Source organism: Pseudoalteromonas phenolica (genome assembly GCF_044788725.1).
In the GTDB taxonomy this organism is placed as follows: Bacteria; Pseudomonadota; Gammaproteobacteria; order Enterobacterales; family Alteromonadaceae; genus Pseudoalteromonas; species Pseudoalteromonas phenolica_C.
Map to the genome: position 1 here is coordinate 1,040,583 of NZ_CP173161.1, position 15,749 is coordinate 1,056,331.

A 15,749-nucleotide genomic window follows, 5' to 3' on the forward strand; every position below is an offset into this window, starting at 1 on the left:
AAATCTGATGAAAAAACGAGTACCTAGTTCTAAAAAGTACTAATAAATCTCGGGTATGCCAATTAATTAAATTTAACCTTAAACTCGACTTTCTTTTCATGGGTAATTAAAAAGCTTACAGGTGCATTAGTGAGTTCAGTTTCCTTAGTTCCACTCGAAGTCACTGCGCCTAAGATTGTTACTGAAAACTCTTCTACACCGCATATATCTTTATTTTTCACAGGTAATGTGACTGAGGTTTGGTTAGGTTCGAGGTTGAAGAAGTTCGTTTCAATATCAATGCAGAAAGAAGGGTCTTCAAACGAAATGTCAGAAAAGTTTTCTGATTGCGCTTCCCATTCAATCTTTATATCTTGTCCTTCATTGAGGTTATAAACAAAAGTAGTGTCAGCAATGTCGATAAAGTTTGGTACTTGTGGAATAGAAAGTTCAAAAGAATCTGTCACTTCATTATTTCTTACAAACTCCGCTTGAAGTATATGTTCTTCGTCAGTTTTGATCATGGTTGAAGGCTCACCCTCAACGACACAGCATACAGTTTCAGTTGGTAAAGATTTTACAAAATTCTCACCTCGATGAACTTGATTATTTAATATAATGTTAAACTGATCTCCATTATTCAATTTTATCCGCGCACCATCTTTCGAGTATAAGTCTACTGACTGACTTAGGCCTATATCACTCGTTGAGTTTTTTTGGTCACTTACAACGTCTAATGTAACGTTATAAGAGAAGTCGCTGACATCCGTTGTATCGCTATCTTTTGAGCCGCATGCAGAAAGAAGTGCGGTGCTGATGATTAAGAGTGCTTCTTTGTATTTCATTTTTATTATGATTTTGTAATTCTTTGTACCTTTTATGGTATCTAAAAATTTACACGGGAAAAAGTATTTTATAGTTAAGGAGAATTAAAAGAGTAAATTATCGAACGCTAGAATTTATAATCCCATTTATGATTTTTATAGGCGCTTAGGTTTAAGATTGAGTCGGTGTATAAAAGCAAAATCTCATGTAGAACACGTTAGCTTAAAATGTACTTCTTACAATAAACCTATCTTTTCTTAGGCAACCACTTTTCCATCGCTGCATCAAAAGCTTTTTCAATTTTATCTTTATCGCACTTATAAGGCAGGCTTTGCCAAGTGGTCGGCAGGCTTGAGTCGATAGAACGGTTGTTTGGATCTATTTGGTTTTCTTTATAGCAATACGCGCCTTTTTTGAATTCCTTATAGGTTGGTCCTTCATAAACCATTTTTGGCATGTCTTTATTTTCGCGTGCTTCTTTGTGTGTTTTAGGTGTTGAAATTCGGCCATTGCCAAAACGGTCAACGGATTGAGCTGTGTTATTTGATTGTGGCGACGAGAAATAGTCATGGTCACCTGAGCGGATGTTATCGAGTGCTTTGAACGGATCTATCCTCGGTTTTTCTAAATTATTTTTGTTTGTGTCATGCACTTGAATTGCTTCTGCTGCTTGTTGCGTTTCTATTATTTCAGTTTGCACGACAGGGGGGGATGAAGTGACTTGTGCTTGCTCAGATGCCATGTTTTTATTAGCTTGTTCGGCTTGTTCGGCTTGTTCGGCTTGTTCGGCTTGTTCGGCTTGTTCGGCTTGTTCGGCTTGTTCGGCTTGTTCGGCTTGTTCGGCTTGTTCGGCTTGTTCGGCTTGTTCGGCTTGTTCGGCTTGTTCGGGCGCTATTTTGGTCTCAGGCTCGACCTTGCTCTCAGGCGCTTCAATCACAAGGTAGGTTTTCATCGTAGGTTGTGGCTTTTGTGGAATAGGTAACACGAATCGCTTGTGTAAAATATACACAAGTATGAGGTGAAGTAATAATGATATAGCGAGTGCTTTAAGCCATCCTTTTAACAACACTTTTCCTCTTCAATGAATGAGTTTCATTGGAATGTAAAAGATGAAAAAAGTTCACAAAGAATGAAATAGAACAAACAGAATAGTTTGTTTTAATGAGAGAAAGAGGCCTAAGCCTCTTTCTAAAAATTTTAGTAACCTAGGTAATTAAAGTCGTCGTCACCTAGATTTTTACGTAACTGACGCTGTTCTAAATAGTCGTCGAGTCTTCTTTTGACTTTTCGCTTGTTTGCGCTTTGTGTATGTCGATCGTTATAGCTACTTTCTTCTACATCATAATCGTCATTATCAAGGGCGTCATAAGAAAATGTCTTACCCACAATTCACTCCAAAAATAGGTAAATAAATAGTTGTTTTGAATGTCTCGGCATACGGATTTGGCTCTGACGTTTTCAAGTGACTATTTACCGTGAAATCTTATTTTTGAAAAATGATTTATTTTTATCGTGAAGTTAGAATTTTTTTATGGGTTGTAAAAATGAAGGGTCTGTATTTTTTTATAACTAATAAGTTAAAGTAAGTTTGAAAAACTTACTTTAACTTGAAATCTTTAGCTTATCGCCATACAGACCATTGGCCTACTAAAGTATATCTATGTCCATTAACTATAATAGGTCCACGGCATTGAATATCACCTTCGTGATAATTTACAAAGTTAAATCCACGTGAAGAACCTTCTGAAGTCGGGTCTGAGCCTACCCACTCATATTCACAAGCAGTGTAAAGAGTACCGTTATTCGAAGCTGAGGTATCAAAACTGACAGAAGTAGCTACAGTGGCTGCAGTAATTAATAAAGAACTAATAAGTGTTGAAATGTTTTTCATTTTCATCTCCTTGTAAAAAACTTAGGTACAATATGTGATGATTTTGTTTTTGTAAAGACCTTTACTTACAGCTTATTTTGTTTTTAATCATCTCTAACAAAAAAATCTCTCTTTGAATCGACAGACCTTTCTTTTCGCTTTGCGCCAAAGTTTGTTTGTTGTGTGCAATGGCATCATCAATATTGACCCAAACAGGGCGCATGCCGTTGGCGACTTCGTAGTGCTCCATTTGCGGTTCATCAAATTCTCCGCAGATCTCACACACATAACAATCAGACACGATATGCACATAGTCGAAATCGTCTTTGTACCAAGCACGAACTTCTTCAAATCGACCAAATGCATTACATTGGGTAATACTTTTAACGCCGGTTTCTTCTTGTAACTCACGTAGCAAAGCTTCTTCAATGACTTCGTTTTCATCAACGCCACCACCGGGCAGCGTGTAATCGTCATAACGCTCTGTGAAGAGTAATAGAATGTCGTTACCTTTTAAAACAATGGCGCGTGCGGTATGACGAGTGAAGATTGAACCTTCAGGTTTGAGAGGTGGTGTATTGAGTAACTGCATTGAAAAACTGACCTTTAAAATTTCGGTCGCCAGTATAACGATTAGAGCGAGTGATTACAGCTTTTGAGGCAATATTTGGGAATAACAAAAGGGCTCAGAAAGAGCCCTTAAAATAATCTAAATTCGGATTAAAAAGGCGCAGGGTAGCGACTGAATATGTCAGCCACATCATTTAATGCTTCTTCAGAAAGAGGCATATCAAATGCGGCGATGTTCTCTTTTAATTGACTCATATTGGTTGCGCCAATAATTGTAGAGGTCACGCCTTTGACTTGGTCGCACCATGCAAGAGCTAGTTGTGCTGGGGTGATATTTAGCTTTTTCGCTAAAGCCACATACTCAGCTGTGGCAAGGCCTGCTTGTTCAGTGTCTCTGAATAAACCTTGGCGCTGAACCAATGTCCAACGACTGCCCTCTGGGCGAGCACCATTTAAATATTTACCGGTTAGCATGCCCGCGGCTAGCGGTGACCAAGGTAAGTAAGCTATGTCTTCATGCCAGCAGTTTTCAATTAAGTATGGCCAGTCTTTGGCATGCAATAAGCTGAATTCGTTTTGAATTGATACAGGTTTTACTAAGTTATGCTGTTCAGCAAGGCGCAAATACGTGTTTATGCCCCATGTGGTGTCGTCAGATAAACCCCAATGACGGATTTTGCCAGCTTTGATACTCTTTGTTAGCGCTTCAAGAATGGCTTCCATGCTGGCAATTTCAGCCTGTGTATCGACATCTACAAAGTTGTGACCATTAGGTTTGTGCTGTGCAAAATGCGGAGATTGACGATTTGGCCAATGCAGTTGGTAAAGGTCAATGTAATCGGTATTTAACCTTGCTAGTGAATCATCAATGGCCTTGTAAATGGCATCGGGTGTAATAGGCCCGCCATTTCTAACCCAGCTTAAACCTGGGCCTGCAATTTTGGTGGCAATCACCACTTGCTCACGCTTTTCTTTGTGACGTGCAAGCCAATTACCAATAATGGCCTCAGTTTTGCCATAGGTTTCTGGTGAAGGTGGAACAGCGTACATTTCAGCGGTATCAATAAAGTTGATACCTTGACTGAGGGCATAATTGATTTGTTCATCGGCATCATGCTGATTGTTTTGTAAGCCCCATGTCATACTACCAAGACAAATACGAGAAACATCGATTTGACTGCTGCCTAAACGACTAAATTGCATGTGCGCTCCTTGATTTAATTGCTCAGAGTGTATTAAAAAACTGAGACATTACTTTTTATTAAGTAGTTAGTGTAGTTGATCTTAAAGCGCAGTAACAGTTGCAATAAAAGCAGAAGTTGCGCCATAATAACTGTGTTTATATACAGTCTTTCATATATGCGTAAATTTATCCACATAGACATGGACTGCTTTTATGCCGCGGTGGAAATGCGCGACAATCCTGAGTTGGCTAAAGTGCCAATGGCGATTGGCGGCAATAGTAACCGTGGGGTTTTGGCGACATCAAACTATATTGCTCGTGAATATGGGGTGCGTGCTGCTATGTCGAATTATCAGGCGAAAAAGCTATGTCCGCATTTACGCATCGTGCCGGGGAGAATGTCGCTCTATAAAGAAATCTCGCAGCAGATCAGAGCTATTTTTGCTCGCTATACTGATTTAATTGAACCCTTGTCTTTAGATGAAGCCTACCTTGATGTGACTGATTGCACCCAATGCAAAGGCAGCGCGACCTTAATTGCACAACAAATTCGCGATGAGATTTTTAAAGAAACGGGCTTAACTGCCTCGGCTGGGGTCGCCCCGATAAAGTTTTTGGCGAAAATTGCCAGCGATGAAAACAAGCCCAACGGCCAGTTTGTGATCACCCCAGATAAAGTCGATGCATTTATTGAAGACCTACCACTTAAAAAAATCCCCGGTGTAGGCAAAGTGACGATGCAAAAGTTGCTTGCCCATGGCTTTGAATTTGGTCGTGATATTAAAAATGCCGATGAAACCTTATTAAAACAACAGTTCGGCAAACTAGGCGATATGTTGTGGCGCCGGTGTCATGGTATTGATGAGCGGCGGGTCGAAACCGACCGTGTGCGCAAATCTGTGGGAGTAGAAACCACATTTGAACAAGACACTGCTGATATTGACGTGTTGAAAATGCGTATTATCAAGCAGTTATTACCTGAGTTAAAAGTTCGAGCCAGTAAATATCTAGACGAGCAACATATTATAAAATTGGGTGTCAAAGTGAAATACTTTGATTTTCAATTGGTTAGTAAAGAGTGCCAGTTTGATAAGTTAGACAGTGCGTTATTTTGCCAATTATTAACCGATTTACTCGAGCGTAATCAGGGGCACAAAGCCGTGCGTTTAATAGGCATTCAGGTGGGGTTATCGGCGAAAGAAACAAGCCAAAACCAAATGCATTTGTTTTCTTAAGTGTTCTATCTAAGTTATTTCTTTATCTATTTACCCGACATAAAGTCGGTGCTACCGAGTAGAGTAAGGGTTTAGCAATTCACCTAATAAACTTAGAGTGGCGGTTTTTTATTTATTCGCTCGCTAACTTAAAGCTTAGCGCTTATCACATAATGACCCGACATAAAGTCGGTGCTACCGAGAAGAGTATGGGTTTTGCAACTTACCTAATAGACTCTGTAATAAATTCAGAGTGACGGTGCTTTTTACTTATTCACTCGCTAACTTTAATCTCGCTCACTAAAATCTTACCGATTACCGATTACCGATTACCGATTACCGATTACCGATTACCGATTACCGATTACCGATTACCGATTACCGATTACCGATTACCGCATCAGACATAAAGTCGGTGCTACCGCATAATAACCCTATGATTTATAAAGTGACTAAAATCTTAATTTGAATATGTAAATTTCGTGTTAAGGTTGGGTGAGCGTATAACTAAAACTGAGAAAAGGAGTATCTGATGCAGTCTATTTTGATTGTATTATTTGGTATTGCCGGCATGCTATTTGGCTGGTTTGTCTATTCTAAGTTCATCGCCACGAAGATTTTTAAAATGGACGATAACTTTGTTACCCCGGCCCACGAGCTTAACGATGGGGTTGATTATGTGCCAACCAATAAGCTGGTACTTTGGGGGCACCATTTCACGTCAGTAGCAGGGGCCGCACCGATTGTTGGGCCTGCCATTGCAGTGTACTGGGGATGGGTGCCAGCCGTACTTTGGGTAGTATTTGGTACGATTTTCTTTGCAGGTGTGCATGATATGGGCGCTCTTTGGGCCAGTACGCGTCACAAAGGCAAATCAATGGGCGCACTATCTGAAAGCGTTATAGGTAAACGTACACGCGTATTGTTCATGATAGTTGTGTTCTTATTACTGCTTATGGTTAACGCGGTATTTGGTGTGGTTATTGCCAACTCATTAGTCGCAAACCCGAGTGCAGTAGTGCCTGCTTGGGCGGCCATTGTTGTTGCACTTATTATCGGGCAGTTATTAAAGCGTCAAATCCCACTTATTCCACTTTGTGTGATTGGTGTTGCAGTACTTTACGCGACGATTTTTATGGGCGCAGAAATGCCGGTGTCATTACCAACTGAAATGTTTGGCTTAACCGACAAAGCGAACTGGATAGTCATTTTATTCATCTATGCGGCAGTTGCCTCTCTGTTACCGGTTTGGATGTTATTACAGCCGCGTGACTTTATTAATGGCATGCAGTTATTAGTGGGTCTAGTGTTACTTTATGGCGCCGTATTTGTGGTGATGCCAGATATCACCGCGCCTGCATTTAATACTCAAACCGCCATCGATACGCCGAGTATTATTCCGCTGTTGTTTGTCACCATCGCCTGTGGTGCCGTATCTGGCTTCCACGGTATTGTGTCGTCGGGTACGAGTTCTAAACAGTTAGACAAAGAAACAGATGGCCGCTTTGTTGGCTACTTAGGTGCGGTAGGTGAAGGGTGTTTAGCACTGATCACGTTAGTTGCGGTTAGTGGTGTGATGTTGGCTGTGTCACCTGAAGAATGGCACGAGATATACAGCCATTTAGGGGCGGGAAGCGTCAGCGCCTTTATTACAGGTGGTTCAAATCTTATCAGTGAAGGCTGGGGCTTTTCAGCTGAAATTGCAGCGACTTTACTGGCAGTAATGGTGGTGTTATTTGCGGGTACAACCATGGATTCTGGCGTGCGCTTGCAGCGATATATCATCCAAGAGTGGGGCGATATTTATAACATTAGCGTGCTTAAGAATGGCTTAGTCGCAACCTTTGTTGCAGTAGCATGTTGTTTACTGCTTGCATTCGGTGCCGGTGGCGCATCGGGTACGGGCGGTATGGTGTTATGGCCGCTATTTGGTTCGACCAACCAGATCTTAGCAAGCCTAACTTTACTCGTGCTGTCTGTGTACCTAATCAAGCTAGGTCGACCAGCTAAATATACGCTTATTCCTATGGTCTTTGTGATCTTGATGGCTTTCTTCGCGGGCTTAATTAAGCTGGTGGAATATTACGAGAAAGGCAACTGGTTACTGGTGGTCTTAGACTTAATTGTGTTGGTTGTCAGTGTCTTGGTGATGCTTGAAGCTTGGTCGGTAATAGGCAAACACAAGCAGAATAAAACCAGTGACGAAGGCGAAATTGAGAATTAATCGCAGTTTATAGCTTTACAGCTTTATTTATCCGATAATTGGCCCTAATTGAATAACAATAAGGGCCTTTTTTATGTCTTTTCCTCTCGCGATTGCTTTTAACGGTAATCTTCCAACTGACGCAGATGCTGTCATTGTGATCACCGGCAATGTTGAAGATTTAGGTCAAGCAGAACTAAATGAAATTGTTGCACCTGCACTGGCAATTGATGCGCGTATTAAACAAAAAGCATCATTACTATTTGCAGAGAACTTGCCTGGCAAACGTCTTATTGTGGCACCAACTGGGCCATTAACACGTGACTATGATGATGTACGTCGTATCTTCGAAGCAGCTAAAAGCGCTATCACCGAAGCCAAAGCAGCAGGTGTTACTCAGCCTGTGTTGCAGCTTGCCTCTATTTCTGATGATGCGCGTTACTCACAAGCTTTAGAAGTTGCATTTTTAGGCATGTGCCAAGCGTTATGGCAGCCTCTCGAAGCTAGAGAATATCACGGCGAAAGCATCGAGCCGGTTAAGCAGGTATTTTTAGCGGGGGCTAGCGAAGAGCAAGTTAAACAGCTAAATGCCATTGCGGCAGGTCAGTATGCGGCAAGAGATTTATGTGGCACTGAGCCTGAGCGTATGGCACCACCTAAATTTGCTGATTACTGTGTTGAGCTGTTAAAAGGCTCTGTCGTTGATGTTGAAGTGATCGATAGCATTGACACAATCAACACAGACTATCCAATGTTAGCGACTGTTGCGCGCGCGTCTTATGCGGTAGAGCGCCATCATCCTCGTGTTGTGAAAATGACCTACGAGCCTGAAGGAAGCGTTGAAAGAACCTTACTGTTCGTAGGTAAAGGCTTAGTGTATGACACAGGTGGTGCAGACCTTAAAGTCGGTGGTTTCATGGCAGGTATGAGCCGTGACAAAGGCGGTGCAGCATCGGTGGCTGGCTTCATGAAAGCAGTAGCTGATTACCAGCCGAAAGGCGTTAAAGTAATCGCTTATTTAGCAGTGGTTCGTAACTCAATTGGCTCTGATTGTTTCGTACCAGATGAAATCATCACATGTCGTGAAGGGTTACGCGTTCGCATCGGTAATACAGATGCAGAAGGCCGTCTGGCAATGGGTGATCTACTGAGTGAAGTGAAAGACCTTGCGAAGAATGAAGTAAACCCAGAGCTATTTACTGTGGCAACATTAACCGGTCACGCTGCTCGTGCTGTGGGTCCTTACAGTGCGTACGTTGAGAATGGTCCAGCTCGCGCAGCTAATGTATCTCGCCAGATTGCTGACTTAGGTGACTTATGGGCAGATGCAGCAGAAGTAAATCGTAGCCGTCGTGAAGACTACGACTTCGTTCAGCCGCGCACGCTAGCCGATGATGTACTTTCAAGTAACAATGCGCCATCAGCGGTTACAGCACGTGGTCACCAATTCCCAATGGCGTTCTTAGCGCTAGTGGGTGGTCTAGACAAGCACGGCTTAGACTCAGAGCAACCATTACCTTATGTGCACATGGACATTGCAGGTTCTGGTGTTGAAGGCGGTGATTGGCAGCATGGCAAGCCAACGGCCGCAACAGTTGCGAGTTTATTTGCTAGATACTGTTTATAAATTGATAAAAGTAAAAAGGCGCATTATGCGCCTTTTTTTGTTTTTGTATAAAGCCTATAACCAGCGGAGCGCTTGTTGTACGTCCTCTTGATAGTCGTTGACCGGTGAATTTCTGTCAGCAACCAAAATCATGTTGGCTTTATCTTCATTTGAGATCACACCTGTAAAACGCGCATCATTAAAATCACCCAGTTGCTTGTCTTGAATGTCACCTGAGTGCGGTACAACAAACACAGTGACAGGGCCGTGATCAGATTGAAAGATTAAGTGTAAACTGCGTTGTCCTTTAAAATGACAAAAAGTCGCATAGGTTACTTTGCCAGGTAAAGACTCAAATTTCCCTCCTAACATGGCAAGCTTCTCGTTGACCGCTTGTAGGCCAACCTCTTTGTCGCGCTCTAGCGCTTTTACTTCATAATAAACATGCGCCAATGCATGTTCACCAGCTTGAAGGTCATTTGAACCTCCCACACTTAAGAAGTATAAGCTGACCGCTAGTGTGATTGATGCTGCGGTCGCAAAAGGCTTGTTAAAACGGCCAAACCAGCCCTGCGTCACATTGCTTGCAGGCGCATCTTTGGTTTGTGTCATCAGCTTTTCAGTAAGATCTGGTGGCATGGGTATATCAAGTGCTAAATTTATTTTGTCGTCTAATATCATTAGTTCATCTAGCAGCTTTTGATGTTCAGGGTTTTGCTGTGCAAACGCAATGACTTCTGGATCGTTGGGATCGGCAAATGCGCGACGACGAAATTCTAATTCATCCATCAGTTTGTGGCCCCCGTCATGGTTTGTGGTTGAGACATTAATGCCTCTTTCAATTGGTTGCGTGCGCGATAAAGACGCGTCATTACAGTGTTCTTGTTCAGCTCTAAAATCTCAGCTATTTCATCACCAGAGCACCCCATGACAACTTGCAAAAGCAGCGGCTCTCTGTATTCAATTGAGAGCTGACTAATTTGCCTTTGGATCACAGTTTGTTCCATCTCTGAATCTAACGTGGTGCTTTGGTTATCGACTATGGTGTCGTTGTCGACATCAGCATAATCGAATTGTTTACGTTCAAATCGTCTCGCATTTTCGCGACGTACTATGGTTAATAACCAAGGTTTTACCGCTTTCTCATCTTGTAAAGAATCTAAAGCTCGCCACGCACGCAAAAACGTCTCTTGTACTAAGTCTTCTGCTACGGTCGGATCTTTGCTAAGCCAGTAGGCAAAGCGATAAAGCTCCGTCTGATACTGCTTAACCAACTCTTCGTAGCGTTGTTGTTTTTTGGTCATACCCAATAGACCTTAGTAAGTAAGTTTTTCTTACACACTTTTTATAAAAAATTTCAGTACAGAGGCTGTAGCGAGCTACGTTTCTGATCTGCTTGGTTTTTCTCAATTTGAGATATGAGCTTAGCAATTTTCTCAAGATTTGCAGAAGCCGTCCCTTCACTATAAAGGGCTGCTTGTAAGTTTACAATTTCTGCTTTTAGCTCAGCGTTATCTAACTCTTTTAGCCACTGGCTAAAAGAGGTTGTAGTGAGCTCAGTAGTAACAAACTCACTCAACAACTGATAAAATCGCGCTTTATCGTTCGCTTTAGCCGCTTGTGTTAGCAAGCTCAAACTCATTCTTGGTTTAAATGTGTCATTGGTTTGAGTTTCAATCGCTGGTTTTTTTCGACCGATAAAACCAAGCCAAACAAAAATCAAAGTGAAAATCCAAAGCACATAGCCCGATACCAAAATGCCCCAATCAAGCAATGTCTTTTCAACGGGAACTTCAACAATCGTTGGCTCGATTGCCTGTTGATTTTGCAGTGGTGCTGTCATGTTTGGTATAGCTGGCGCAGTTTGATTCGGATCAGCAATAACGGTCAGTGTACGAGCTGGCAAGGTTGCATATTGCACACGGTTAATCACTGTATTGAACCAAGGCAGTTTTACTTCAGGTAGGGTGTAAGTGCCCGGTGTTTGTGGCACCAACGCGTAAGAGCTAACAAGTTGAGAGATAACACGACCATCACGCGCAAGTTGATTACGCTCGCTCTCATCTGGGTAGCTTCTAAAGCCATCGACTTCTGGTAATCGAATTTCAGGCAACTGCTCTTTGGTCACGCCTAATGCAGTCAGGGTGATAGTACGCGTGATGGGTGTACCAACCACGACTTCATCAGAGATAGGCTGAAACTCTTCACTTAAATTGACTAATTCACTGGGTAACCATGCGCCATTGTAGGTTTCAGGCACAGGTTGCACGTCAATAGTTTCAGCTTCGCCCATGGCTGAGACCGACATACGGCGATAATTCTCTCTTACTTGGCCATTAAAAATGGGCGGCTCAATAGTATATTCACCGCTTTTTTGAGGCTGCACTAAATACTCTCGGCTAATGACCATATAGCGGCGACCATCAAGTACTTCATAGTCTTCTTTTTGCTTACCAAGAAGTGTGACTTGCGCGTCTTCCATAGCGGGCGCAGATAGTTGCCCGTCTAATAAGTCTTTACCTAAATAAAGTTTAACTGTGTAAAGACCAGCTTGTTGAACAAACAGCTTGCTTGGCTTTAACTCAGTTTTGATAAAGATGTCTTTTTGTTCATCGGCATCGTTACTGCGTGCAACCACTTTTAGTTTGATTGGGTCGCTACTTTTACCAGAAACAGTGAAAGCAGGGATCGTAATGTCGCCCGCTTTACGCGACATGAGTTGCATTTGCCAAGTGGTTTCACTACTTGCTTGACCATTGATGATGCGGGTACTTGAGCCGGTATTAATTGGGCCCATCACAAATTGTCTCGCTAAAGCGCTGGTATCAGGCTGCTGACCAGATACACGGCCATCCGCTGAAATAGTCAGCGTAAAATATTCACCCACCAAAACAGGGTTTCTGTCTACCGATGCGGTTAACTTGTCAAAAGCGACGCTCGCTGTGCTAAACAGTAAAAATACACAGGCAATATAAAAACGGGTTACCATGATTGTTTAGATCCTCCAAGGCGACGTTGTTGGGCTCTTTTTTGGGCCTCTAAGCGCATTTTGTTTCGTAATAGAATGGCAGGGTCATCAGGTACTTTCCTGAGTAGCTGGTTTAACTGCTGCGCTTTTTCTTTTTCTTCAGGGGTCATTGGCTTAGCTTGAACCGATTGCATCATTTGCTGCTGACCTGGTTGTTCATTGTTTTCTGTGGCTTGTTGCGGCTGAGGCTGGGCTTGTTGCTCAGATTGCTCGCCGTCTTTTTGCTCAGCTTGATTTTGCTGCTGTTGAGCGTCTGCTTGCATATCAGGCTTGTTCTGCTGATCAGAGTTTTGCTGCCCCGAGTTTTGTTGTTCGGCATCTTGCTCTGATTGTTCGCCTTGTTGCTGGTCAGATTGCTCACCAGATTCGCCTTTCTGCTGGTCTTGTTGACCTTGTTCAGACTTGTTTGATTGACCTTGTTGATCAGACTGCTCACCTGATTGCTGATCTTGATCACTCTCTCCATCTTGAGATTGATTCTGTTGTTGCTGCTCTTGCTGTTGCTTCATTTGCTCGAGCAGGGCTTTGTTTTCTTTGGCTTGGTCAAAATCAGGATTTTGCTTTAGTGCTTGCTCGTAAGCGGCAATGGCTTCGTCCAGTTTGCCAAGCTGGGCAAGGGCATTACCATAATTGTACTGACCAATAGCCGAAGGGCTGTTCTTCAATGCGGCGGCGGCTTGCTCATACTGGCCTTGTTTATAAAGTGCTGCGCCTTTTAAGTCAGTGTTATCTGCGATAGCCGCTTTTTCAAACTCTTTAGATTGATATGCAGATAAGGCATTTTGGTCGGTGTTTTTAAACCATGATTGCCAATCTGCTGCATGAACAGGTTGAGACAGAGGCAGCACAAAGAACATTGCACACAATACCAAGGCCGATTTACGTAGGAGTAATAATGCCAATGGGATCAATAAAATTAAGCCATATTTACCTGCATCAATACGCCAAAGTATTTTGTTTTCTTCATCGTTTTGATCTGCTTCGTTGGAGCTCGCTGTTGGCGCAAACACTTGAATATCTTCAGCGCCGGGTGTGTATGCTGAAAATTGACCACTACTGATGGCAGCAAGGTTTCTAAGGGGCGCTACATTCAACCTTGGAATGACTATTTCACCGCTGCGGCCTTTCATAAATCCGCCTTCTGGTAATGCAATCGGCGCACCTTGAGCGGTGCCGATGGCATAGATGCTTAATGTAAACTTACTGCTTTGCATGGCTTCTCGGACTTCGTCGACATCACTTTGCTCAAGTCCGTCAGTAATTAAAATAATCTCGCCTTGTAAGTAACCGGCCTGAGACAAGAGTTGCATAGCTTGGTCGATACCTGCATACACATTTGAGCCTTTGCTAGGCATAATCTCTGGGCTAAGGCTTGGAATTAAATTACTTAATGTACTGGCGTCAGAAGTCAGTGGAGACACGGTAAACGCATCACCTGCGTAGGCAACTAATGCGGTTTCGCCTTCTTTAAACAGCTCAACCATATCGAGTGCTTTGAAACGCGCTTGAGTGAGTCGGTCGGGTTTAATGTCGGTGGAAAACATCGAATAAGACATGTCCATCACAACCACACGCGCTTGTTTTGACTTAAATACCGGCACTTCTTGTTTTTCAAAGCTAGGGCCTGCAATAAAAATAATGCATAACAAGGTAAATAGCGCCAGCAGCCACGGGTTAGCTTGTTTGCTTGCTTTACCTTCGGTTAGTATCGCATGGGCTAAATGCGGCGCAATTAATCCAGATTTATTGTTACGGCTTTTATTTAGCACTTGTACCGTAGTTAAAATGGCCCAAGGGATAATCAAAAGTAACAGTAGGGGCCTTAAAAATTCAAATTCCATCATTAAGCCTCCTTACCCGAACGTGAAAACAGTCTGGTAAGATTAACGTACAGTTGATTAAGCATCAGTAATGCCAGCGCCGCTGCTAGAGGCCAAAAGAACAAGGCGATTTGCGGTCTGAAGGTTTCATTTTCGTCGCTGATAGGCTCTAGCTTATCTAGTTCTTGATAGATTTGCTGAAGCCCTGCGACGTCTTTCGCTCTGAAATATAAGCCACCAGTTTCGGTAGCAATTTTATTTAACGTTGTTTCGTCAATACTGCTGCCGCCGATCCCGCCCATACCAAATAGACTAAAGCCGCCACGACCATCCGAGCCAACGCCAACGGTGTAAACTTTAATGCCTTCTTCACGCGCTAAAATAAGCGCTTCATCAGGCTCCAGGTTACCTGCGGTATTTTGACCATCGGTCAGCAATATGAGAATACGGTTACTGTCTTGCTTTTGGCTGAAGCGTTTTACGGCTAGACCCAAAGCGTCACCAATTGCAGTGGCACGACCTACAAGGCCTATTTGTGATTCACTGAGCATTTGACTCACCGTATCTAAGTCACGAGTAAGGGGCGTTTGTAAAAAGGCGGTATCGGCGAATAAGATCAGACCAAGGCGATCGCCCTGACGCTGTTCGATAAAGTCACCCAAAACCGCTTTCACCACGGATAACCTATCGACATAACGGCCTTGGTATTCCATATCTTGCTCAGTCATCGAACCTGATAAATCCACGGCGAGCATAATATCGCGACCTTCATTAGGTAAAGTAACAGGGTCGTCTAAGTATTGTGGGTTAGCCGCAGCAATGACCAAACATACCCAAACTAGGGCTTCGAACCAGTTGGTTTTTTGTTTTGACTCTTTGAGACTAGGCGCCAGTTTAGAAAACTGAGCAAACATAGGCATACGCAGCCTTTGTTTGGCTTGCTCTGTACTGGCGGTAAATCGCCTTAAAATCCAAGGTAGGGGTAACAGTAAAAACGCCCAAGGCCAGCTAAATTCAAACATCAATGGCCTCCTTGAGTTTTAGATTCTTGATGGCGTTAAAGAGTTGCTTGGCTAATTCAGGGTTGTTCTTTGGGCCATATAAGCTGTGTAACGCCTGCTCAGAAATATCTTCACCACTGAGTTTATTTAAAATGCTTTGCCACTTTTTAGTAGGCAATGAAGTCAAAGGCGAACCGTAATAATGTTTTACGAGGCGTTTTAGGATTATATGTAGTTGCTGCGCATCATCACTTTGTTGCTTAGCCAGCTCTATGGCGGCTTTTTTGGCTTTTAAAAATTGCTGGCGTTTATAAAGCCACATGCCAAGCGTGACGAGCAAAATAAGTGAAGTGATTATTACCGCCCAAGTTGGCAGCGAAAATGGCCACCAAGCCACTTGCTCTGGCGGTAAAACATCATGAAGTGCGTCGAGTGGTGAAGCTTGCATCG

The 15,749-nt window shown here is 42.9% G+C and carries 15 protein-coding genes; 3 read left to right on the plus strand and 12 right to left on the minus strand.

From position 1 onward, the window contains the following. Positions 1-62 precede the first annotated feature (62 nt). The 6 genes from ACH784_RS04865 to ACH784_RS04890 form a co-directional block, all read right to left on the minus strand. Complete coding sequence (locus tag ACH784_RS04865; RefSeq protein ID WP_404393870.1) at positions 63-824, minus strand: hypothetical protein; 762 nt, start codon at positions 822-824, stop codon at positions 63-65. A 227-nt stretch (positions 825-1,051) separates the two neighbouring features. Then, on the minus strand, positions 1,052-1,873 hold the full coding sequence (locus ACH784_RS04870) for a hypothetical protein (protein WP_404393871.1): 822 nt from the start codon (positions 1,871-1,873) through the stop codon (positions 1,052-1,054). Between the two features lie 128 nt (positions 1,874-2,001). Beyond that, positions 2,002-2,190 carry a PA3496 family putative envelope integrity protein gene (locus ACH784_RS04875; protein ID WP_404393872.1) on the minus strand — a complete coding sequence of 63 codons (189 nt, stop codon included), beginning with the start codon at positions 2,188-2,190 and terminating at the stop codon, positions 2,002-2,004. A 235-nt stretch (positions 2,191-2,425) separates the two neighbouring features. Then, positions 2,426-2,695 (minus strand): hypothetical protein, encoded by a 270-nt coding sequence (locus tag ACH784_RS04880; RefSeq protein WP_404393873.1) that lies wholly within the window; start codon positions 2,693-2,695, stop codon positions 2,426-2,428. Between the two features lie 61 nt (positions 2,696-2,756). Further along, positions 2,757-3,266 carry an NUDIX hydrolase gene (locus ACH784_RS04885; RefSeq protein WP_404393874.1) on the minus strand — a complete coding sequence of 170 codons (510 nt, stop codon included), beginning with the start codon at positions 3,264-3,266 and terminating at the stop codon, positions 2,757-2,759. Positions 3,267-3,394: 128 nt separating this feature from the next. Next, a complete protein-coding gene (locus ACH784_RS04890; RefSeq protein ID WP_404393875.1) occupies positions 3,395-4,447 on the minus strand; it encodes an aldo/keto reductase in 1,053 nt (350 codons plus the stop codon). A gap of 156 nt (positions 4,448-4,603) precedes the next feature. Between ACH784_RS04890 and dinB the strand changes: the two genes are divergently transcribed. The 3 genes from dinB (at position 4,604) to ACH784_RS04905 (ending at position 9,471) form a co-directional block, all read left to right on the plus strand. Then, on the plus strand, positions 4,604-5,662 hold the full coding sequence (gene dinB / locus ACH784_RS04895) for a DNA polymerase IV (protein ID WP_404393876.1): 1,059 nt from the start codon (positions 4,604-4,606) through the stop codon (positions 5,660-5,662). A gap of 511 nt (positions 5,663-6,173) precedes the next feature. Continuing rightward, complete coding sequence (locus tag ACH784_RS04900) at positions 6,174-7,865, plus strand: carbon starvation protein A (protein WP_404393877.1); 1,692 nt, start codon at positions 6,174-6,176, stop codon at positions 7,863-7,865. 73 nt (positions 7,866-7,938) lie between these two features. Next, the gene (locus ACH784_RS04905; RefSeq protein WP_404393878.1) at positions 7,939-9,471 is read left to right on the plus strand and encodes a M17 family metallopeptidase; all 1,533 of its coding nucleotides are present in this window, start codon (positions 7,939-7,941) and stop codon (positions 9,469-9,471) included. Positions 9,472-9,525: 54 nt separating this feature from the next. On the opposite strand, the gene ACH784_RS04910 is transcribed toward ACH784_RS04905, so the two are convergent. Genes ACH784_RS04910 through ACH784_RS04935 form a run of 6 tightly spaced genes read right to left on the minus strand, consistent with a single transcriptional unit; the run spans position 9,526 to position 15,747 of the window. Then, positions 9,526-10,239, minus strand: a complete 714-nt coding sequence (locus tag ACH784_RS04910; protein WP_404393879.1) for a DUF3379 family protein — start codon at positions 10,237-10,239, stop codon at positions 9,526-9,528. Next, a complete protein-coding gene (locus tag ACH784_RS04915; RefSeq protein ID WP_058030590.1) occupies positions 10,239-10,754 on the minus strand; it encodes a sigma-70 family RNA polymerase sigma factor in 516 nt (171 codons plus the stop codon). The genes ACH784_RS04910 and ACH784_RS04915 overlap by 1 nt, the downstream gene beginning before the upstream one ends. A gap of 53 nt (positions 10,755-10,807) precedes the next feature. Beyond that, positions 10,808-12,439, minus strand: coding sequence for a BatD family protein (locus ACH784_RS04920; protein ID WP_404393880.1), 1,632 nt, complete (start codon positions 12,437-12,439; stop codon positions 10,808-10,810). Further along, complete coding sequence (locus tag ACH784_RS04925) at positions 12,433-14,319, minus strand: VWA domain-containing protein (protein WP_404395191.1); 1,887 nt, start codon at positions 14,317-14,319, stop codon at positions 12,433-12,435. The genes ACH784_RS04920 and ACH784_RS04925 overlap by 7 nt, the downstream gene beginning before the upstream one ends. A 2-nt stretch (positions 14,320-14,321) precedes the next feature. Continuing rightward, the gene (locus tag ACH784_RS04930) at positions 14,322-15,320 is read right to left on the minus strand and encodes a VWA domain-containing protein (RefSeq protein WP_404393881.1); all 999 of its coding nucleotides are present in this window, start codon (positions 15,318-15,320) and stop codon (positions 14,322-14,324) included. Continuing rightward, positions 15,313-15,747, minus strand: a complete 435-nt coding sequence (locus ACH784_RS04935) for a DUF4381 domain-containing protein (protein ID WP_404393882.1) — start codon at positions 15,745-15,747, stop codon at positions 15,313-15,315. The genes ACH784_RS04930 and ACH784_RS04935 overlap by 8 nt, the downstream gene beginning before the upstream one ends. Positions 15,748-15,749: the final 2 nt, after the last annotated feature.

Excerpts from the sequence above, each read along its gene's own strand:
- ACH784_RS04890 (WP_404393875.1), bottom strand. The coding sequence starts at position 4,447 with ATGCAATTTAGTCGTTTAGGCAGCAGTCAAATCGATGTTTCTCGTATT.
- ACH784_RS04900 (WP_404393877.1), top strand. The coding sequence starts at position 6,174 with ATGCAGTCTATTTTGATTGTATTATTTGGTATTGCCGGCATGCTATTT.
- ACH784_RS04880 (WP_404393873.1), bottom strand. The coding sequence starts at position 2,695 with ATGAAAAACATTTCAACACTTATTAGTTCTTTATTAATTACTGCAGCC.
- ACH784_RS04925 (WP_404395191.1), bottom strand. The coding sequence starts at position 14,319 with ATGGAATTTGAATTTTTAAGGCCCCTACTGTTACTTTTGATTATCCCT.
- ACH784_RS04905 (WP_404393878.1), top strand. The coding sequence starts at position 7,939 with ATGTCTTTTCCTCTCGCGATTGCTTTTAACGGTAATCTTCCAACTGAC.
- ACH784_RS04930 (WP_404393881.1), bottom strand. The coding sequence starts at position 15,320 with ATGTTTGAATTTAGCTGGCCTTGGGCGTTTTTACTGTTACCCCTACCT.
- ACH784_RS04915 (WP_058030590.1), bottom strand. The coding sequence starts at position 10,754 with ATGACCAAAAAACAACAACGCTACGAAGAGTTGGTTAAGCAGTATCAG.
- ACH784_RS04935 (WP_404393882.1), bottom strand. The coding sequence starts at position 15,747 with ATGCAAGCTTCACCACTCGACGCACTTCATGATGTTTTACCGCCAGAG.
- ACH784_RS04865 (WP_404393870.1), bottom strand. The coding sequence starts at position 824 with ATGAAATACAAAGAAGCACTCTTAATCATCAGCACCGCACTTCTTTCT.
- ACH784_RS04885 (WP_404393874.1), bottom strand. The coding sequence starts at position 3,266 with ATGCAGTTACTCAATACACCACCTCTCAAACCTGAAGGTTCAATCTTC.
- ACH784_RS04910 (WP_404393879.1), bottom strand. The coding sequence starts at position 10,239 with ATGGATGAATTAGAATTTCGTCGTCGCGCATTTGCCGATCCCAACGAT.
- dinB (WP_404393876.1), top strand. The coding sequence starts at position 4,604 with ATGCGTAAATTTATCCACATAGACATGGACTGCTTTTATGCCGCGGTG.
- ACH784_RS04920 (WP_404393880.1), bottom strand. The coding sequence starts at position 12,439 with ATGGTAACCCGTTTTTATATTGCCTGTGTATTTTTACTGTTTAGCACA.